This is a genomic window from Acidovorax sp. LjRoot66 (assembly GCF_964253305.1).
In the GTDB taxonomy this organism is placed as follows: Bacteria; Pseudomonadota; Gammaproteobacteria; order Burkholderiales; family Burkholderiaceae_C; genus Acidovorax.
Map to the genome: position 1 here is coordinate 1,495,059 of NZ_CAXUQU020000001.1, position 18,362 is coordinate 1,513,420.

Below are 18,362 nucleotides of genomic sequence, written 5' to 3' on the forward strand. Positions count from 1 at the left end.
CGAACGGATCAGATGGGGAAAATTCTTTGCCGGTGAACTATCTTACTGATAGCATTCATGTGAAGTGTTAAGTTTTGTTGCGTCATTTAGACAAGTTACAGGGGACCCATCTTGATCTCAACGGGATCTTTGTTCAGTCGCCAGGCTGCGCCTCTGCTGGGTATCGACATCAGCTCATCCAGCGTCAAGTTGGTCGAGTTGGGGCGGGACAAGGCGGGAGGCCTGGTCCTTGAGCGCTGCGCCATCGAGCCGCTGGAACGCGGCTGGATCACTGATGGCAATATCGAAAAGTTCGACGAAGTGGCGGAAGCCCTGCGTCGCCTCGTCAAGAAAAGCGGCACTCGCACCAAAAATGTGGCGCTCGCTTTACCGCCCTCGGCCGTGATCACCAAAAAGATCACGCTGCCAGGCGGCATGACCGAGCAGGAGCTGGAAGTGCAGGTGGAGTCTGAAGCAAATCAGTACATTCCTTTCTCTCTGGACGAGGTGAGTCTGGACTTTTGTGTCATAGGACCCAGCAAGAGTTCCCCAGGTGATGTGGAAGTGCTCATTGCCGCATCCCGCAAGGAAAAAGTGCAGGACCGGCAGGGGCTGGCAGAAGCCGCCGGGCTCAAGCCGGTGGTGGTGGACATTGAATCGAATGCCTCCCGCCTGGCGGCCAGCCGCCTGATCGAAGCCTTGCCCAACAAGGGTACGGACGCCCTGGTGGCACTGTTCGAGGTGGGCGCCGTGACCACCAGCATGCAGGTCATTCGCAATGACGAGGTGGTGTATGACCGCGACCAGGCATTCGGCGGCGCGCAACTGACCCAGCTGATTGTCCGGCAGTATGGTTTTTCGGTCGAAGAGGCTGAGAACAAGAAGCGCAATGGCGATCTGCCCGAGGATTACCAGGCGGCCGTGTTGCGCCCCTTTGTGGACAACATGGCCCAGGAAATCGCCCGGGCATTGCAATTCTTTTTCACCAGCACGCCGCACAACCGCATCGATCACATCGTGTTGGCAGGCGGTTCTGCTCCGCTGCCCGGCTTGACGGAAGCGGTCACCCAGCAAACAGGTTTCGCCTGCAGTCTGGCCAATCCTTTTGATGGCATGGAAATCGGGAGCTCGGTACGGCTCAAGAAGATGGTGCGCGAGGCACCGTCCTATCTGACGTCGTGCGGCCTTGCCATGCGGAGGTTTCTGCAGTGATATTGATTAACTTACTCCCCCACCGGGAAGCCGCCAGAAAGCGCCGCCGTGAAGGATTTCAGGCGACGATGGTGGCTTCTGCCATCGTCGGCTTGCTGATCGCCGGGCTGATTTACTGGGTTCTGCAAACGCTGATTGCGGACCAGCAGGCCAAAAATGGGGTTCTCAAGGCTGAAATTCAGGTGCTTGAAGGCCAGATCAAGGAAATCGCCACGATCGAAGAAGAAATCGCTGCGCTGCGCGCCCGCCAGAAAGCCGTGGAAGATCTGCAGGCGGACCGCAATCTGCCGGTTCACTTGTTGACGGAGCTGGTCAAGCAACTGCCTGACGGGGTGTATGTGACAAGTTTGAAGCAGACCAACCAGTCGATCGAAATCAAGGGCGTTGCGCAGTCCAATGAGCGCATCTCGGAAATGCTGCGCAATCTTTCCAACAACACGCCCTGGTTGTCAAAACCTGAACTAGTGGAAATTGTGGCGAGCAATGTGGAGCTGACTTCACGGGATATCCGGCGGGTGGCATCATTCAACCTTCGCTTCCAATTGGTGAAATCCAGCGAAGCCCGCAAGGCGATGGAAACAGCGGCGAGTTCTGCTAAAGGCTGACCCATGGCAAAAAACAAAATTCAAAAAGTCGATGTGTCTGAGCAGTTTGCGAATCTGCGACGCCAGTTCACCAATCTGGACACCAAGGACCCTTCGCTGTGGCCACCGCTGCCCCGGTATATCCTGTGTTTGTTCATCGCTATAGCGGTTGCTACTGCGCTCTGGTTTGTCAAGCTGGCGGACTATGAGGCGGAACTGCAAACAGAAAAAACGACCGAGTTGACACTGCGCGAGGATTACAAAAACAAGCTCCAAAAAGCAGTGAGCCTGGATGCTTTGAAGAAGCAGCGCGAGCAGGTTCAGCAATACGTGATTCAATTGGAAAAACAACTCCCTAGCAAGGCTGAGATGGCGGCTCTTCTCTCCGATATCAATCAATCTGGCTTGGGGAGAAGCTTGCAGTTTGAGCTCTTTCGGCCAGGGCAGGTCGTTGTGCGTGAATATTACGCAGAGCTGCCTATCGCTGTTCGAGTAACAGGGCGGTACCATGACATGGGGGCTTTTGCTTCTGATATTGCCCATTTGTCACGTATCGTTACGTTGAACGATGTGGCGATTGCTGTGCCTCAGGGTAAAGAGAAGGACATGGGAAATCCCGTTCTGGTCATGGATGCCACAGCCCGCACGTTCCGTTATCTGGATGCCGAGGAGATTCAGGCTCAGCGCAGCACGGTGGCGAAGGGGGCTGCACAATGAAAGTTCTGAAAAGCAGTTTGATCCTCTTTTGCGTTGCAGTTCTGGCCGGGTGTGTTTCTTCGGGTGAGGACGAAGTGCGGCAATGGATCAGTGAAGAGCGGGCACAGGCCAAGCCGCGTGTCACTCCTATCGCCGAGCCCAAGCAATTCAAGCCAGAAGCATACACAGCGGACGTGAAATTGGAGCCCTTCAATCCGTTAAAGCTGACCCAGGCTCTGCGCAGGGACTCGACGCAACTTGCGTCGAACGCGGCATTGATTGCACCGGAGATGGCTCGCCGCAAAGAACCCTTGGAGGCGTACCCGCTGGACACCATCAAGATGGTTGGCAGTCTGCAAAAGAAAGGTCAACCCGCCGCCTTGGTCACGGCCGACAAGTTGCTGTACCAGGTCGCGGTAGGCCAGTACCTTGGGCAGAGTTATGGGCGAATTACTTCCATCAATGAAACAGCCATTCAACTGCGTGAGATCGTGCAGGATGCGACTGGTGACTGGATTGAACGGACGACGTCGCTTGAGTTGCAAGAAGGGGTAACAAAATGAAGCAAAACAATTTCGGGATGATTCGATTGATGAATCGAGGCATACTTTTTGCCATGTCGGTAACAGCGTCTTCGCTGGCATGGGCGCAAGGCTCCATTGAAAATATCTCGGGCGCTATGCAAGGTGGGGTCGAGATTGTCCGCATTGATTTTTCAGAGCCCGTGGCAGCATTGCCAACCGGCTTTGTGATCCAATCGCCTGCGCGCATTGCATTGGATTTCCCGGACACGACCAGTGCTTTGGGGAAATCGACAGTCCAGATCAATCAAGGGAATATCCGCTCGGCGAATCTTGTCCAGGCTCCTGGGCGGTCGAGGGTGGTGCTGAATTTGAAGCAGGCGTCTTCCTACCGTACGGAACTCCAGGGAAAGTCCGTGCTGGTCTACCTGGATGCCACCGCATCCCCCGTGGTCGCCACCACCTCGCAGCCTGTGAGTTTTGCAGAAAGCGCAAATGCCGAAGTAATGGCCATCAAAGATGTTGACTTTCGGCGGGGTGCTGATGGCTCTGGCAGGGTTGTTGTCACACTGCCCAATAATCAGGTTGGGGTAGATTTGCGGCCTATTGGCAAAGGCTTGACCGTGGATTTCCTGAAGTCTTCTTTGTCCGAAGGGCTGCGGCGGCGCTTGGATGTTACTGACTTCGGAACGCCCGTGCAGATCATATCGACTACTCAGCAGGGTGAGCGAGTCCGTATGGTGATCGAACCGGTGGGCGAGTGGGAGCACAGCGCTTACCAGAGCGACAATCAGTTCGTGGTGGAAGTGCGCCAGAAAAAAGTTGATCTGACCAAGCTGACGCAGGGGCCTGGATACAGTGGTGAAAAATTGTCGCTGAATTTCCAGAATATCGAAGTGCGCTCCTTGCTACAGGTGATTGCCGACTTCACCAACTTCAATATCGTGACCTCCGACACTGTCACTGGCGCTCTGACGTTGCGACTTAAAGATGTGCCCTGGGATCAGGCCTTGCAGATCATCATGGACGCCAAGGGTCTTGGCATGAGAAAGAATGGTTCCGTGCTTTGGATTGCTCCCAAAGATGAAATCGATGACCGAACCAAGAAGGACTTTGAGGCCGCGTTGGCCATCCAGAAGCTGGAGCCGTTAAGAACACAAGCGTTTCAGATGAACTATGCCAAAGCTGCAGATATGGTTGTGCAGCTTTCCACTAATGCTGGGGGTGGCGGTAGCACCTCAAATCGCTTTTTGAGCGAGCGTGGAAGTGCCATTGCTGAGCCGCGTACCAATCAACTGTTTGTGACCGATACTGCAAACAAGCTTGAGGAGGTGCGCCAGCTTCTTTCCACTTTGGATGTAGCAGTGCGTCAGGTTATGATCGAAGCGCGAATCGTGGAGGCTTCTGATACCTTCGGGCGCTCTCTCGGTGTGCGATTGGGTGCCACCGATCTCCGCGCTGCGCGCGGTGGAGACGGTGGATACTCGTTGGGAACCAGTGGCAACCGCATTGGCTTTGGAACCAACTACAGCAATGCGGTAGCATCTACGTCTGCTGGTGGTGCAGTCAATACAAATGGTAACTTTGTCAATCTGCCTGCGACCGCCATTGGTGGATACGATCCATCCAGTTTTGCAATATCTATTTTCAATTCCGCTGCCAATCGGTTTTTGAATCTTGAGATTTCTGCTTTGGAGGCTGATGGCAAGGGCAAGATTGTTTCCAGCCCGCGTGTTGTAACAGCGGATCAGACGAAAGCCTCCATTGAGCAAGGTACAGAGTTTCCTTACCCAGTGACGGCACCGAACGGCGGTACAGTGATTGCGTTTAAGAAAGCTGTTCTTAAATTGGAAGTGCTCCCACAGATCACGCCTGAAGGGAATATTATTCTTGATCTGGATGTCAATAAAGACAGTCCTGGTGAAGTTTTGAACAATGTTCGGGCAATCAACACCAAACACATCAAGACACAAGTGCTGGTGGAAAATGGCGGAACCGTTGTGATTGGTGGTATTTTTGAGCTCTTTGAGGACAACACCGAGACTAAAGTACCTTTCTTGGGTGATATTCCAGGCGTCGGGAACCTATTCAAGACACGCTCGAAATCAGCTAACAAGCAGGAAATGTTGATTTTCATTACGCCCAAGGTCATCACTGATCGCTCGGCATTCCGTTAAAGTTTTTGAAATGGGAAAGAAAATGAAGAAATTATGGAAAGCCTTTCTCCTGTCCTCGGCTGCTCTGCTGGCCGCATGTGGCGGTGGTGGAGGTAGCGGCGGAGAGTCTAATCTCCAGTACCGCATTACTTTGACTGCTGCAAAGTCCCAGTTGCCTATAAATATCGCAAATGCACGAGCCGATAGCGGTGCTTTCGCCCCGTTTACCACTACCTTGTACGTGGATGCTCGGGTCGGTTCTAATCCAATTCCAGGTGGCGAGGAGATTTTCGGCTGTAATATCGTGCAGGGCCTCGATTCCGGTGCCTTGTATTATCTCGATGGAGATGACGAACACGAAGACGATGACGGAAATCAGTTGCCGTTCAGGTCTGTAGTTCTGGGTGCAAATTCTGGCGGCGCTTCGTTCCACTTCCACTCAGCTAATCAAGCAGGTACGGCACGTGTGGTGTGCTCGGTGACGGATCCCCGCGATAACAAGGTTTACAGCGCCAGTGTGGATATTGTGGTGGGCGCCGCCACCGGTAAGGTTGCTAGCGTGGTGGGTATTGCCAATTCACCTTTCGTGCTGCTGTCGCGAGACGCCAGCGCGCGACTGCCCTACCGCAACAATATCAGTGTTCAGGCATTTGTCATGGATGATGCCAATCAGCCGATTCCTACGCCTTCTGCTCCCAACCTTCAGGTAAGTATCCGCCCTATGGGGCCTGCTGCGGTCGGCGCACGCTTGCTCCAAGCCAACCAGTCGGGAAGTGTGTTGCAAGTGCGCACTATTGGCGGCGTGGGTTTGTTCTCGCTTTCCAGCGGCCCAACTAGCGGTCCGATCATGCTGCAGTATGTCACCGACCGCTTCGATAATGACATCACCAACGGCATCCAGGATCCAGTGACGTCGCTTCAAGCGATTCAGGTCAACGACCAGGTCGCAGCGGCACCGTTAGCCTTGCCAGCACTGGATGATCAGGACGTAACTATTGGCCTGCCGTTTGCAACCGCCTTCGGTGTACAAGGGGGCGTTGCACCCTATACATGGTCGGCAGTAGCCTTGCCAGGGGGCCTGAGCATCAGCAATGATGGCATCGTGAGTGGCTCGCCTCAGGGACCTGCTGGTGTTTACAGTGGCGTGATTACCGTGGTCGATGCTGCAGGCACCAAGGTATTTGGCAATGTGAAGTTTACTGTTGCCGCCAGTGGCGGAGCGGTAGTCCCGAATCCCCTGGCGATCAACGGCTGTGTGAGCAACGGCAGCGCCACGTGCTCTCTGCCCGCAGCAAATGTTGGTGAAGCCTACCTTTACAGCCTGTCCGTTTCCGGTGGAAACGCAACTGACCCCGTGGTCTGGACCTTCGCCCCCACTCCTTTGCCTGCAGGTTTGGTGGGTGGCAGTACTGGTAACAATGGCGTGATCAGCGGTACTCCCACTGCATCGTGCAATGCCAGGTTCCTCGTGACGGCAACGCGTGGTGCAGTTACCGTCACCCAGCAGGTGTCTGTGCAGATTGGTGCCAACACGGCGGCTTGCACTTCGTAATATGCAAGGGGCGCTCGGCAAGGTTCGAAGTTTTCGGATCTGTTGAGTGCATCTCTGCTGAATTGAAAAACCCCGTGGGTCCTGGACCCACGGGGTTTTTCCTATTGAAGGCTTGCCGGCATGCCGTCACCTTGGCGGTCCCGGCGCCATTCTGCGTAAACTAGGGCCCTATGTCTGAAACAGTTGATCTGGTCCCCGCTTCACGGTTTGCATCTCCTGCAGAGATCGCCTCGCACAGAGTCTCCATCGACCTGGACGATCGCAGCTACGACATCGAAATCGGTGCGGGTCTGCTCGGCCGCCTCCAAGAAGGCTTGGTGCTCCCCAGTGGAACATCGGCGCTGGTCGTCACCAACGATACGGTGGGCCCTCTGTATGGGGCGCAGGTGGTGGAGGCATTGCGCAAGCGCTACCCAGTCGTGCACACGGTGCAACTACCGGATGGCGAGGAGTTCAAAGGCTGGGAAACCCTCCAGCGCATCTTCGATGCCTTGCTGACCCATGGCTGCGACCGCAAGGTCGTGCTGTTTGCGCTCGGCGGCGGTGTCATTGGCGACATGACTGGCTTTGCCGCCGCGACCTACATGCGCGGCGTTCCGTTTGTGCAGATTCCCACCACCTTGCTCGCGCAGGTGGACTCATCGGTGGGGGGCAAGACAGCTATCAACCACCCGCTGGGCAAGAACATGGTGGGTGCGTTCTACCAGCCCCGGCTGGTGGTGTGCGACCTGGCCACGCTCGACACCCTGAGCGCGCGCGAGATGAGCGCTGGGCTGGCTGAAGTGCTCAAGTACGGGCCCATTGCAGACATGGAGTTCATGCAGTGGCTGGAATCCTCTGTGGATGCGCTGCGCGCCCGTGACCGGGTCGCGCTGGCCCATGCCGTGCGCCGTAGCTGCGAGATCAAGGCCTGGGTGGTCAGCCAGGACGAACGCGAAGGAGGCCTGCGGGCCATCCTGAATTTCGGCCACACTTTTGGCCATGCCATCGAGGCGGGCATGGGCTATGGCGTGTGGCTGCATGGCGAAGGCGTGGGTGCCGGCATGGTGATGGCAGCCGAACTCTCGCTCCGGCTGGGCTTGGTCGATGGTGCATTCGTGCAGCGACTCATCACGCTCATCGAGCGTGCGGGGCTGCCTATCAGGGGTCCTGTCCTCGACGCGGCGGACAATGCCGGCCGTTACCTGGAACTCATGCGCATCGACAAAAAATCCGAGGCGGGTGAAATTCGCTTCGTGCTCATCGATGGTCCCGGCAAGGCGATTGTCCGCGCCGCTCCCGACAAGTTGGTCCGGGAGGTGATTGATGCGTGCTGCCGGTAACGGCGTGGCGGGCCTCTGTCCTGTCCGCGCAGCTGCACCATTACCTATCAAGTGGCAACAGGCACTTTGACCAGTAGGCCCGGCCTTGCCGCCTATGCCAGCCTGTCGTCGCAGAGCAGGGGGCGGCGGTATCCGGAGGCGCCGGCACCGACCCGCACGGAGTACCAGCGCGACCGCGACCGCATCGTGCATTCCACGGCGTTTCGCCGGCTGGTCTACAAGACCCAGGTGTTTCTCAACCACGAAGGCGACCTGTTCCGCACACGCCTGACGCACTCGCTGGAAGTCGCTCAACTGGGCCGGTCGATTGCGCGCTCGCTGCGCCTCGACGAAGACCTCGTCGAGGCCATCTCGCTGGCCCACGACCTGGGCCACACGCCCTTTGGCCATGCCGGGCAGGACGCATTGCACGGCTGCATGGCCGACCACGGTGGATTCGAGCACAACCTGCAAAGCCTGCGGGTCGTGGACAAGTTGGAGGAGCGCTACCCCCAGTTCGACGGCCTGAACCTCAGCTTCGAGACGCGCGAGGGCATCCTCAAGCATTGTTCGCGTGTACACGCACAGCAGCTCGAAGACGCGGAACCCGGTGGGGTCGGTGGGCGCTTCCTGCGCCGCGAGCAGCCCGGGCTGGAGGCGCAACTGTGCAACCTCGCTGACGAGATCGCCTACAACGCCCATGACATCGACGACGGCGTGCGCTCGGGTCTCATCAGCCTGGCCCAGTTGGGCGAGGTGCCCCTGTTCGACCGGTACCGCCATTCGGCCCAGGCCGCGCACCCGCACCTGAACGATGCCGCCATGCACCGCCGCCTGCTGTTCGAGGCCATCCGCCTCATGCTCAGCGCCCAGGTGTACGACGTGATCGACGCCACCTCGGCGGCGCTCGTGCAGGCGGCGCCGGACAGCGCCGACGCGGTGCGGCATTGTGCGCCGCTGGTGATGTTCAGCGACGCCATGCGGGAGCAGTCCACGGTGCTCAAGCGCTTCCTGTTCAAGAACCTGTACCGCCACCCCCAGGTGATGGAGACCACCGGGCGTGCGCAGCAGATCGTGCGGGACCTCTTCGCCGCCTATGTGCAGGCGCCGCAAGAGATGAACCACGCCTTCGCGCAGCAGGCCAACACCAGTGATGGCGCGGTCAAGGCGCGAGCGGTTGCCGACTTCATCGCGGGCATGACGGACCGCTTCGCGGCGCGCGAGCACGAGCGCCTGACGGGGCAACGCTTGCTCGACTGACGGATGGGCACTGGATCGGGTCGAAAGGGGACCAAAAGACCTGATTGGGGCCTGCCCGTTAAAATTGCCAGCCACCCCACGCGCGCGCCCAGCGCCTTTGCATGAACTCTTTTTCTTCTGCGGCCTCGCCATCGATCGAGGCCCCTTCGTCCCTTGCCGCGCACCCGGCCGTTCGCGACACGGTGCAATGGCTGGAACGCGCCGTCATCGGCCTGAACCTGTGCCCTTTTGCCAAGGGCGTGCACGCCAAGGGGCAGATCCACTATGTGGTGAGTGCCGCCGTCGATGCGCAGCAGCTGCTGGCCGATCTGCGAGAAGAGCTGCTTGCTTTGGCAGGGATGGACGCTGCCGTCAGGGACACCACCTTGCTGGTCGTGCCCACGCCGCTGCTGGCGGATTTCCTGGATTTCAACGACTTTCTCGGCGAGGCGGAAGACCTGCTGGACGAACTCGAGCTGGACGGCACACTGCAGATCGCTAGCTTCCATCCACAGTTCCAGTTTGCTGGCACCGGTGCGGACGACGTGACCAACTGCACCAACCGCTCCCCATACCCCACACTGCATCTGCTGCGCGAAGAAAGCATCGACCGCGCGGTGGAAGTCTTTCCAGAGGCCGAGACCATCTACGAACGCAATATCGAAGTGCTTGAAAAACTGGGCATGCCGGGGTGGGAGGCGCTGCAGGTCGGTGCGGGCTGCACGGCTGCGCCTGCGACGGGAGGTGCAGCATGAATGCGCCTCACAACAAACCGGGAGCCAGCAAGCCTGCAAATAAGGGCAAGGGCGCGGCAGCGCCGCATGCCGACCTGCTGTCCGAGCTGCGCCCTGGCCAGTCGCTGGAGCTGCTGCAGGAGCTGCACATCCTAACGCGCGATGGTCGGCTCAACCAGGATTCGCGGCGCAAGCTCAAGCAGGTGTACCACCTGTTCAACTTCATCGAGCCCCTGCTCACCGAGCTGTCGGTCGAAGGGCACAGCCCCAGCTTGGCCGACCATGGGGCGGGCAAGTCCTACTTGGGCTTCATCCTCTACGATCTGTATTTCAAGGCGCTCTCGCGCGGCCACATCTATGGCATCGAGACGCGCAGCGAGCTGGTGGATAAGTCGCGCGCGCTGGCCCAGCGGCTGGGCTTTGGCCGCATGTCCTTTCTGAACCTGTCGGTGGCCGAATCGGCCGATGCCGCCGAACTGCCCGCGCAGGTCGACGTCGTCACCGCGCTGCACGCCTGCGATACCGCCACCGACGATGCCATCGCCTTCGGCCTGCAAAAGCGGGCCCGCGCCATGGTTCTGGTGCCTTGCTGCCAGGCCGAGATGGCGGCCTGCCTGCGCCAGGGCAAGGCGCTGCAGCTGGCGCGCACGCCGCTGGCCGAGCTGTGGCGTCACCCCTTGCACACGCGCGAGCTGGGCAGCCAGGTCACCAACGTGCTGCGCTGCCTGTACCTGGAGGCCAGTGGCTACCAGGTCACGGTGACCGAGCTCGTCGGATGGGAGCACAGCATGAAGAATGAGCTCATCGTCGCGCGCTACACCGGCCAGAAGAAGCGTAGCGCGGCCGAGCGGCTGCGCGCCATCCTGCGCGAAATGGGGCTGGAGCAGGCGATGGCCGGGCGGTTCGGGCTGCAGCCCCTGGCCGAGGCACAGGTGGATAGCGCCGAAGCTGCTGCGCCTTAGCGCCTCGCCGGATGCCCGTGGAGCGCGGGCATCGTCGGCCAGTTGGCGGCCCTCGCGGCATGGCGACGGAAATGGGGACAGGTATATCATGCCTATCCCGCACCATCTTTTCGACCATCTGCCTTCCATGGCCCGCCTGCCCCGACTGACACTGCCCGGCTTTCCCCACCATGTGATCCAGCGGGGCAACAACCGCCAGGCGATCTTCCTGGACCGGGCCGACTTCGAGGCCATGCTGGTACTCCTGGACGAAAACGCGCGCAAGTTCCAGGTGGCCCTGCATGCCTATGTGCTCATGGACAACCACTTCCACCTGCTGGCCACTCCGTCCACTGGCGACGGTCTGCCACAGATGATGCAGTCCATCGGCCGCAGCTACGTGCGCTATTTCAACCAGCGCCATGGCCGCACGGGCACCTTGTGGGAGGGGCGCTACCGCTCCACCGTCATCCAGTCGGAGCGCTACCTGCTGGCCTGCATGGTCTACATCGACCTCAACCCCGTGCGCGCCGGCATGGCTGCGCGCGCAGCGGACTACCCCTGGTCCAGCCATGGCCACTGGCTGGGGCTGCGCACCGACAAGCTGCTCACCACCCATGCGTTGTACTGGGCGCTGGGCAACACGCCTTTTGCGCGTGAAGCTGCCTACGCGGCGTTGGTGCAGTCGGGCCTGGGCGACAAGCAGATCCAGTCCATCACGCAATCCGCGCTGAGCGGCTGGGCCATGGGCGAGCCCGACTTCGTGGCCGACCTGCAAAAGCTGACTCCCCGCAGGGTGGCCAAGGCCAAGCCGGGTCGACCCGCAATGTCAGCAGATTCCGAGGAGGCCTGAGCCTGCCTGCCAAAGCGCTCACCTCCATTCGAATTCGTGTATTTTGATATGTCCCCAATTAAATCCGACTTATTCAGTTGGTTAATTTAATAAGAATCTGACCCCAATTAATGTGCTTGCCTTGCATGTTGCAATGCACTAATCTTGAACTCCCTGCGAAAATTCATGAGGAGTGCGCCATGACCACGGCTGCCGAGATCCAGCATCTCCAACAAAACGGTTTGTATTCATCGTCCAACGAACACGACGCCTGCGGCCTCGGTTTCGTCGCCCATATCAAGGGCGTCAAGCGCCACGACATCGTGACGCAGGCCTTGAAGATCCTGGAGAACATCGACCACCGTGGCGCCGTGGGTGCCGACAAGCTCATGGGCGACGGCGCAGGCATCCTGATCCAGATCCCCGACGCGCTGTACCGCGAAGAGATGGCCAAGCTGGGCGTCACGCTGCCTGCGGCCGGCGAGTACGGCGTGGGTATGATCTTCCTGCCCAAGGAGCATGCCTCGCGCCTGGCCTGTGAGCAGGAGATGGAACGCGCCATCAAGGCCGAAGGCCAGGTGCTGCTCGGCTGGCGCGATGTGCCAGTGAACGTCGACATGCCCATGTCGCCCACCGTGCGCAAGAAGGAGCCCATCCTGCGCCAGGTCTTCATCGGCCGTGGCAACGACGTGATCGTGCAGGACGCGCTGGAGCGCAAGCTGTACGTGATCCGCAAGACCGCCAGCGCCGCCATCCAGAACCTCAAGCTCAAGCACAGCAAGGAATACTACGTTCCCAGCATGTCCAGCCGCACCGTGGTCTACAAGGGCCTGTTGCTGGCCGACCAGGTGGGCACCTACTACATGGACCTGCAGGACGAGCGCTGCGTCTCGGCCATCGGTCTGGTGCACCAGCGTTTTTCCACCAACACCTTCCCCGAATGGCCGCTGGCCCACCCGTACCGCTACGTGGCGCACAACGGTGAAATCAACACCGTCAAGGGCAACTACAACTGGATGAAGGCGCGCGAAGGCGTGATGGCCTCGCCCGTGCTCGCGGCCGACCTGCACAAGCTCTACCCCATCAGCTTCGCCGACCAGTCCGACACCGCCACGTTCGACAACTGCCTCGAGTTGCTGACCATGGCCGGCTACCCCATCAGCCAGGCCGTGATGATGATGATCCCCGAGCCCTGGGAGCAGCACACCACCATGGACGAGCGCCGCCGCGCCTTCTATGAATACCATGCCGCGATGATGGAGCCCTGGGATGGCCCGGCCTCCATCGTCTTCACCGATGGCCGCCAGATCGGCGCCACGCTGGACCGCAACGGCCTGCGCCCCTCGCGCTACTGCATCACCGACGACGACCTGGTCATCATGGCCTCGGAATCGGGCGTGCTGCCCATCCCCGAGAACAAGATCGTGCGCAAGTGGCGCCTGCAGCCCGGCAAGATGTTCCTGATCGACCTGGAGCAGGGCCGCATGATCGACGACGAGGAGCTCAAGGCCAACGTCGTCAACACCAAGCCCTACAAGCAGTGGATCGAAAACCTGCGCATCAAGCTCGACAGCATCGACGCCGCAGCCGACGCGCCTGCGCCCGAAGCCTCCACGCTGCCACTGCTTGACCGCCAGCAGGCCTTCGGCTACACGCAGGAGGACATCAAGTTCCTGATGGCCCCCATGGCCCGCAATGGCGAGGAGGGCATCGGCTCCATGGGCAACGACAGCCCGCTGGCCGTGCTCTCGGGCAAGAACAAGCCGCTGTTCAACTACTTCAAGCAGCTGTTCGCCCAGGTGACCAACCCGCCGATCGACCCGATCCGCGAAGCCATCGTGATGTCGCTCAACAGCTTCATCGGCCCCAAGCCCAACCTGCTGGACATCAACCAGGTCAACCCGCCCATGCGGCTCGAAGTGAGCCAGCCCGTGCTCGACTTCGCCGACATGGCCAAGCTGCGCGACATCGAAAAGTACACGCAGGGCAAGTTCAAGAGCGCCACCATCGACATCACCTACCCGCTGGACTGGGGCCGTGAGGGCGTGGAAGCCAAGCTTGCCTCGCTGTGCGCGCAGGCCGTGGACGCCATCAAGGGCGGCGCCAACATCCTGATCGTCAGCGACCGCGCCGTGAGTGCTACCCAGGTGGCCATCCCCGCACTGCTTGCCCTGTCGGCCATCCACCAGCATCTGGTGGGCGCTGGCCTGCGCACCACGGCCGGCCTGGTGGTCGAGACCGGTACTGCGCGCGAAGTGCACCACTTTGCCGTGCTGGGCGGCTACGGCGCCGAAGCCGTGCACCCCTACCTCGCGATGGAAACCCTGGCCGAGATGCACAAGAACATGCCCGGCGACCTGTCGCCGGACAAGGCCATCTACAACTATGTCAAGGCCATCGGCAAGGGCCTGTCCAAGATCATGTCCAAGATGGGCGTGAGCACTTACATGAGCTACTGCGGCGCTCAGCTGTTCGAGGCCATCGGCCTGAACACCGACACCGTGGGCAAGTACTTCACGGGCACCGCCAGCCGCGTTGAAGGCATCGGCGTGTTCGAGATCGCCGAGGAAGCCATCCGCATGCACAAGGCCGCCTTCGGCGACGACCCGGTGCTCGAAACCATGCTCGACGCCGGCGGCGAATACGCCTGGCGCGCGCGTGGCGAAGAGCACATGTGGAGCCCCGACGCCATTGCCAAGCTGCAGCACTCCACGCGTGCCAACAACTGGAATACGTACAAGGAATACGCGCAGATCATCAACGACCAGAGCAAGCGCCACATGACGCTGCGCGGCCTGTTCGAGTTCAAGATCGACCCTGCCAAGGCCATCCCCGTGGACGAGGTCGAGCCTGCCAAGGAGATCGTCAAGCGCTTCGCCACTGGCGCCATGTCGCTGGGCTCCATATCCACCGAGGCGCATGCCACCCTGGCCGTGGCCATGAACCGCATCGGCGGCAAGAGCAACACCGGCGAAGGCGGCGAGGACGCCGCGCGCTACCGCAACGAACTCAAGGGTATCCCGATCAAGCTCGGCGACACCTTGAAGAGCGTCATCGGCGCCGAGAACGTCGAAGTCGACCTGCCCCTGCAGGATGGCGACTCCCTGCGCAGCCGCATCAAGCAGGTGGCCTCGGGCCGCTTCGGCGTCACGGCCGAGTACCTGTCCTCGGCCGACCAGATCCAGATCAAGATGGCCCAGGGTGCCAAGCCTGGCGAAGGCGGCCAGCTGCCCGGCGGCAAGGTCTCCAACTACATCGGCAAGCTGCGCCACAGCGTGCCCGGCGTGGGCCTGATCTCGCCCCCGCCGCACCATGACATCTACTCCATCGAAGACCTGGCCCAGCTCATCCACGACCTGAAGAACGTGGCACCGCACGCCAGCATCAGCACCAAGCTGGTGTCCGAAGTCGGTGTGGGCACGATTGCTGCAGGCGTCACCAAGTGCAAGAGTGACCACATCGTGATCGCCGGGCACGACGGCGGCACGGGTGCATCGCCCTGGTCGTCCATCAAGCACGCAGGCGGCCCCTGGGAAATCGGCCTGGCCGAAACCCAGCAGACCCTGGTGCTCAACCGCCTGCGCGGCCGCGTGCGCGTGCAGGCCGACGGCCAGATGAAGACCGGCCGCGACGTCGCCATCGGCGCGCTGCTCGGAGCCGACGAATTCGGCTTTGCAACGGCGCCTCTGGTCGTCGAAGGCTGCATCATGATGCGCAAGTGCCACCTGAACACCTGCCCGGTGGGCGTGGCCACGCAGGACCCCGCGCTGCGCGCCAAGTTCTCGGGCAAGCCCGAGCACGTGGTCAACTACTTCTTCTTCATCGCCGAAGAAGTGCGCCAGATCATGGCCCAACTCGGCATCCGCAAGTTCGATGACCTGATCGGCCGCTCCGACCTGCTGGACACGCGCTCTGGCATCGCCCACTGGAAGGCCCGCGGCCTCGACTTCGGCCGCCTCTTCGCCCAGCCCAACGTGCCCGCCGACGTGCCGCGTTTCCACGTGGACGTGCAGGACCACAACATCGAGAACACGCTCGACCGCAAGCTCATCGAGCGCAGCCGCCCGGCCATCGACAAGGGTGAGCGCGTGCAGTTCATCGAGGTGGCGCGCAACGTCAACCGCTCCGTGGGCGCCATGCTCTCGGGGGCCGTGACGCGTGCCCACCCCGAAGGCCTGCCGGACGACACCATCCGCATCCAGCTCGAAGGCACGGGCGGCCAGTCCTTCGGCGCCTTCCTCACGCGCGGCATCACGCTGTACCTGATCGGCGACGCCAACGATTACACCGGCAAGGGCCTGTCGGGCGGCCGCGTCGTCGTGCGCCCCAGCATCGACTTCCGGGGCGATTCGGTGCGCAACACCATCGTGGGCAACACGGTGATGTACGGCGCCACCACGGGTGAAGCCTTCTTCAGCGGCGTGGCCGGCGAACGCTTTGCCGTGCGCTTGTCGGGTGCCACGGCGGTCGTCGAAGGCACGGGCGACCATGGCTGCGAATACATGACCGGCGGCACCGTGATGGTGCTGGGCAAGACCGGCCGCAACTTCGCGGCTGGCATGAGCGGCGGCGTGGCCTACGTCTACGACGAAGACGGCCAGTTCGACACGCGTTGCAACATGTCCATGGTCACGCTCGAACGCATCCTGCCCTCGTCCGAGCAGGAATCCACCGTGCCGCGCGCCATCTGGCACAACGGCCAGACCGACGAAGCCCAGCTCAAGAAGCTGCTGGAAGACCACAACCGCTGGACGGGCAGCAAGCGCGCGCGCGAACTGCTCGACAACTGGGCGGCATCGCGCAGCAAGTTCGTCAAGGTCTTCCCGACCGAGTACAAGCGCGCGCTGGCCGAGATTTATGAACGCAAGGTGCTCGAGGAGCCTGCCACCCCCGCGGTGGCCCCGGCCTCCAAGAACGTGGCCGTGCCCGCCAAGTAAGGCGCTGCCCCACCGAACACCTGCACAGCATTCATAGACAAGGACACGCAATCATGGGAAAGACCACCGGCTTCATGGAGTACGAGCGCATCGAAGAGGGCTACAAGCCCGTCGGCGAGCGCCTGAAGCATTACAAGGAATTCGTCATCGGCCTGGATGAATCCCAGGCCAAGGTGCAGGGCGCGCGCTGCATGGACTGCGGCACGCCGTTCTGCAACAGCGGCTGCCCTGTGAACAACATCATTCCGGACTTCAACGACCTGGTCTACCAGGCCGACTGGAAGAGCGCCATCGCCGTGCTGCACAGCACGAACAACTTCCCCGAGTTCACCGGCCGCATCTGCCCCGCACCTTGCGAGGCGGCCTGCGTGCTCAACGTGAACGACGACGCCGTAGGCATCAAGTCCATCGAGCACGCCATCATCGACCGCGCCTGGGAAGAGGGCTGGGTCAAGCCGCTGCCATCCAAGCACAAGACCGGCAAGAAGGTCGCCGTGATCGGCGCCGGCCCGGCCGGCATGGCCGCAGCCCAGCAACTGGCGCGCGTGGGCCACGACGTGACCCTGTTCGAGAAGAACGACCGCATCGGCGGGCTGCTGCGCTACGGCATCCCCGATTTCAAGATGGAAAAGACTCACATCGACCGCCGTGCCGACCAGCTCAAGGCCGAAGGCGTCACCATCCGCACCAGCGTCTTCGTCGGCGCCGCCAAGGACGGCTTGGGCAAGGGCTCCAAGGTCACCAACTGGGCCAAGGAAACCGTCACCCCCGAGCAACTGCAGGCCGAGTTCGACGCCGTGCTGCTCACCGGCGGCGCCGAGCAGAGCCGCGACCTGCCCGTGCCCGGCCGCGACCTCGACGGCATCCACTTCGCCATGGAGTTCCTGCCCCAGCAGAACAAGGTCAACGCCGGCGACAAGCTCAAGAACCAGCTGCGCGCCGACGGCAAGCACGTCATCGTGATCGGTGGCGGCGACACCGGCAGCGACTGCGTGGGCACGAGCAACCGCCATGGTGCCGTCAGCGTCACGCAGTTCGAACTCATGCCCCAGCCGCCCGAGGTCGAGAACCGCCCCATGACCTGGCCTTACTGGCCGATCAAGCTGCGCACCAGCTCCAGCCATGAAGAAGGCTGCGAGCGCGAATTCGCCATCTCCACCAAGGAGTTCATCGGCGAGAAGGGCAAGGTCACCGGCCTCAAGACCGTGCGCGTGGAGTGGAAGGACGGCAAGATGGTCGAGGTCGCCGGCTCCGAGCAGATCCTCAAGGCCGACCTGGTGCTGCTGGCCATGGGCTTCGTGAGCCCCGTGGCGGCCGTGCTCGAAGCTTTCGGTGTCGACAAGGACGCCCGTGGCAACGCCCGCGCCACCACCGAGTTCGATGGCGGCTACGCCACCAGCGCCCCCAAGGTGTTTGCCGCAGGCGACATCCGCCGTGGCCAGTCCCTGGTGGTCTGGGCCATCCGCGAAGGCCGCCAGGCCGCGCGTTCGGTCGATGAGTTCCTCATGGGCTACTCGGATCTGCCGCGCTGATTGCTGGCAAGGCAACGGCTGAGAGCGGCGCCCTGGTGGCGCCGTTTTTCATGGCGTGCAGCAGGGTGCCCATCCAGGAAAGACCGTTGCGCACGCGCGACGCTGGATATAGGCACAATTGGAAGCAATGTCTCTCCGGGAATACC

Annotated in this window: 13 protein-coding genes; all 13 read left to right on the plus strand. The window is 61.1% G+C overall.

Going from position 1 to position 18,362, the window contains the following annotated elements; translation table 11 throughout:
- The first annotated feature begins 111 nt into the window (after window positions 1-111).
- The 13 genes from ACSQ3Y_RS06915 (at window position 112) to ACSQ3Y_RS06975 (ending at window position 18,216) form a co-directional block, all read left to right on the plus strand.
- Entirely contained in the window at window positions 112-1,191 is a 1,080-nt protein-coding gene (locus tag ACSQ3Y_RS06915; RefSeq protein ID WP_057205121.1) for a pilus assembly protein PilM, read from the plus strand.
- Window positions 1,188-1,796, plus strand: coding sequence for a PilN domain-containing protein (locus ACSQ3Y_RS06920; protein ID WP_436176825.1), 609 nt, complete (start codon window positions 1,188-1,190; stop codon window positions 1,794-1,796). Before ACSQ3Y_RS06915 ends, ACSQ3Y_RS06920 begins: the two co-directional genes overlap by 4 nt.
- A gap of 3 nt (window positions 1,797-1,799) precedes the next feature.
- Entirely contained in the window at window positions 1,800-2,492 is a 693-nt protein-coding gene (locus tag ACSQ3Y_RS06925; protein ID WP_436176826.1) for a type 4a pilus biogenesis protein PilO, read from the plus strand.
- Complete coding sequence (locus ACSQ3Y_RS06930) at window positions 2,489-3,034, plus strand: pilus assembly protein PilP (protein WP_436176827.1); 546 nt, start codon at window positions 2,489-2,491, stop codon at window positions 3,032-3,034. Before ACSQ3Y_RS06925 ends, ACSQ3Y_RS06930 begins: the two co-directional genes overlap by 4 nt.
- Window positions 3,031-5,169 (plus strand): type IV pilus secretin PilQ, encoded by a 2,139-nt coding sequence (gene pilQ, locus ACSQ3Y_RS06935; protein WP_436176828.1) that lies wholly within the window; start codon window positions 3,031-3,033, stop codon window positions 5,167-5,169. The genes ACSQ3Y_RS06930 and pilQ overlap by 4 nt, the downstream gene beginning before the upstream one ends.
- Before the next feature lie 10 nt (window positions 5,170-5,179).
- Window positions 5,180-6,700, plus strand: coding sequence for a putative Ig domain-containing protein (locus tag ACSQ3Y_RS06940; protein ID WP_436176829.1), 1,521 nt, complete (start codon window positions 5,180-5,182; stop codon window positions 6,698-6,700).
- A 170-nt stretch (window positions 6,701-6,870) separates the two neighbouring features.
- Window positions 6,871-8,022 carry a 3-dehydroquinate synthase gene (gene aroB / locus ACSQ3Y_RS06945; protein ID WP_436176830.1) on the plus strand — a complete coding sequence of 384 codons (1,152 nt, stop codon included), beginning with the start codon at window positions 6,871-6,873 and terminating at the stop codon, window positions 8,020-8,022.
- 66 nt (window positions 8,023-8,088) lie between these two features.
- The gene (locus ACSQ3Y_RS06950) at window positions 8,089-9,261 is read left to right on the plus strand and encodes a deoxyguanosinetriphosphate triphosphohydrolase (RefSeq protein ID WP_436176831.1); all 1,173 of its coding nucleotides are present in this window, start codon (window positions 8,089-8,091) and stop codon (window positions 9,259-9,261) included.
- 101 nt (window positions 9,262-9,362) lie between these two features.
- A complete protein-coding gene (locus ACSQ3Y_RS06955) occupies window positions 9,363-9,995 on the plus strand; it encodes a DUF1415 domain-containing protein (protein ID WP_436176832.1) in 633 nt (210 codons plus the stop codon).
- A complete protein-coding gene (locus ACSQ3Y_RS06960) occupies window positions 9,992-10,936 on the plus strand; it encodes a class I SAM-dependent methyltransferase (protein WP_436176833.1) in 945 nt (314 codons plus the stop codon). The genes ACSQ3Y_RS06955 and ACSQ3Y_RS06960 overlap by 4 nt, the downstream gene beginning before the upstream one ends.
- Window positions 10,937-11,063: 127 nt before the next feature.
- Window positions 11,064-11,768, plus strand: a complete 705-nt coding sequence (locus ACSQ3Y_RS06965; protein ID WP_436176834.1) for a transposase — start codon at window positions 11,064-11,066, stop codon at window positions 11,766-11,768.
- A 179-nt stretch (window positions 11,769-11,947) separates the two neighbouring features.
- The gene (locus tag ACSQ3Y_RS06970) at window positions 11,948-16,684 is read left to right on the plus strand and encodes a glutamate synthase-related protein (protein ID WP_436176835.1); all 4,737 of its coding nucleotides are present in this window, start codon (window positions 11,948-11,950) and stop codon (window positions 16,682-16,684) included.
- A 53-nt stretch (window positions 16,685-16,737) separates the two neighbouring features.
- Window positions 16,738-18,216, plus strand: a complete 1,479-nt coding sequence (locus tag ACSQ3Y_RS06975) for a glutamate synthase subunit beta (RefSeq protein WP_428002429.1) — start codon at window positions 16,738-16,740, stop codon at window positions 18,214-18,216.
- Window positions 18,217-18,362 lie beyond the last annotated feature (146 nt).

Excerpts from the sequence above, each read along its gene's own strand:
- ACSQ3Y_RS06930 (WP_436176827.1), top strand. The coding sequence starts at position 2,489 with ATGAAAGTTCTGAAAAGCAGTTTGATCCTCTTTTGCGTTGCAGTTCTG.
- ACSQ3Y_RS06925 (WP_436176826.1), top strand. The coding sequence starts at position 1,800 with ATGGCAAAAAACAAAATTCAAAAAGTCGATGTGTCTGAGCAGTTTGCG.
- ACSQ3Y_RS06960 (WP_436176833.1), top strand. The coding sequence starts at position 9,992 with ATGAATGCGCCTCACAACAAACCGGGAGCCAGCAAGCCTGCAAATAAG.
- ACSQ3Y_RS06955 (WP_436176832.1), top strand. The coding sequence starts at position 9,363 with ATGAACTCTTTTTCTTCTGCGGCCTCGCCATCGATCGAGGCCCCTTCG.
- ACSQ3Y_RS06940 (WP_436176829.1), top strand. The coding sequence starts at position 5,180 with ATGGGAAAGAAAATGAAGAAATTATGGAAAGCCTTTCTCCTGTCCTCG.
- aroB (WP_436176830.1), top strand. The coding sequence starts at position 6,871 with ATGTCTGAAACAGTTGATCTGGTCCCCGCTTCACGGTTTGCATCTCCT.
- ACSQ3Y_RS06965 (WP_436176834.1), top strand. The coding sequence starts at position 11,064 with ATGGCCCGCCTGCCCCGACTGACACTGCCCGGCTTTCCCCACCATGTG.
- pilQ (WP_436176828.1), top strand. The coding sequence starts at position 3,031 with ATGAAGCAAAACAATTTCGGGATGATTCGATTGATGAATCGAGGCATA.
- ACSQ3Y_RS06975 (WP_428002429.1), top strand. The coding sequence starts at position 16,738 with ATGGGAAAGACCACCGGCTTCATGGAGTACGAGCGCATCGAAGAGGGC.
- ACSQ3Y_RS06970 (WP_436176835.1), top strand. The coding sequence starts at position 11,948 with ATGACCACGGCTGCCGAGATCCAGCATCTCCAACAAAACGGTTTGTAT.